Below are 1257 nucleotides of genomic sequence, written 5' to 3' on the forward strand. Positions count from 1 at the left end.
GGTAGTGTAAAATTTTTTGTGTAAAAACTTGTAAAAGAGAAAATAAAGGGTGTATTCTCCATTGATTCAATGAAAATAAAAAGGAAGGAGGATACACCCATGTCAGTAAAGGAACTGACAAACATAACATTAACAGATTTATGGAAAGAGTACAAGAGGATTAATAATTTTTGGGAGGCAGAAGAAGAGGCAGCTAAGGCGTTTAGGAAGATCTTTATAGAGAGTGCACTTGAAGAAGAGCGAACGATGTTAATAGGCTGTACATTTTACGAGCGGAAAGCGGAGCGAAATAATTATCGGAATGGTTACTGGAGGAGGTGGATAACCCTGAAGGATGGAAGGCTTGAGGTAAGAATGCCGAGGATACGCGGTATGAGATACGAAAGCAAGATAATACCACGATACAAGCAACGAGTTAAGGAAGTGGATGCTGCCTTACTAAAAATATTTCTTTATGGGGCATCGACGAGGCTGACAGGGGAAGCATTAAAGCCTCTAATGGGAGAGGGGATAAGTGCGCAGACGATTTCTAATATATCAAAGAGTCTTGATGAAGAATTAGAGCGTTATCACAATCGGAAGTTGGAGGATAAATATTTATATTTATTTCTTGATGGGATAGTACTAAAGAAGAGGAGTGGATTTGGAGCAAAGAAGAGGGTAGTACTTGTAGCTTATGGGATAAGAATTGATGGCAAGAGGGAACTTATAGATTTTGCAGTTACAAACGCAGAGAGTGAGAAGAAGTGGTGGAGATTTCTAAATAATCTTTACCGGAGGGGAATGAACGGGGAGTCATTGGGACTTGTGACAACAGATGGTAATGCTGGTCTTGAAAATGCAGTTGATTTAATTTGGCCTTTTGTAAAGAGGCAGAGGTGTTGGGCACACAAACTCAGGAATGTAGCCAAATATCTCAAGAAGAAAGATTTGGACATATGCATAAAAGAAGCCCGTGCAATATACAATGCTAATAACAAAAGAGAGGCTGAGCGAGCTTATAGTAAATGGGAAAAGAAATGGATTACTATAGCTCCTAAAGCTGTTAAATGCATAGAGAAGGATTTAGAGGAATTACTTAATTTCTATAGTTGCCCAAAGGCTATATGGGTAAAATTGCGTACAACTAATGTTATAGAAAGGGCCTTCAGGGAGGTGAGGAAAAGAACAAGGCCCATGAGTTGTTTTAATAATGATCAGAGCATCGAGAGAATTGTATATGCTGTATTAATTCATCTAAATGAACAATGGGGAAAA

Annotated in this window: 1 protein-coding gene; it reads left to right on the forward strand. The window is 38.6% G+C overall.

From position 1 onward, the window contains the following. Positions 1–99: 99 nt before the first annotated feature. Positions 100–1257: IS256 family transposase (locus tag NWE95_05980; protein MCW4003442.1), on the forward strand; the 1158-nt coding region annotated here is incomplete at its 3' end.

This window comes from Candidatus Bathyarchaeota archaeon, from assembly GCA_026014725.1.
Lineage (GTDB): Archaea > Thermoproteota > Bathyarchaeia > Bathyarchaeales > Bathycorpusculaceae > Bathycorpusculum.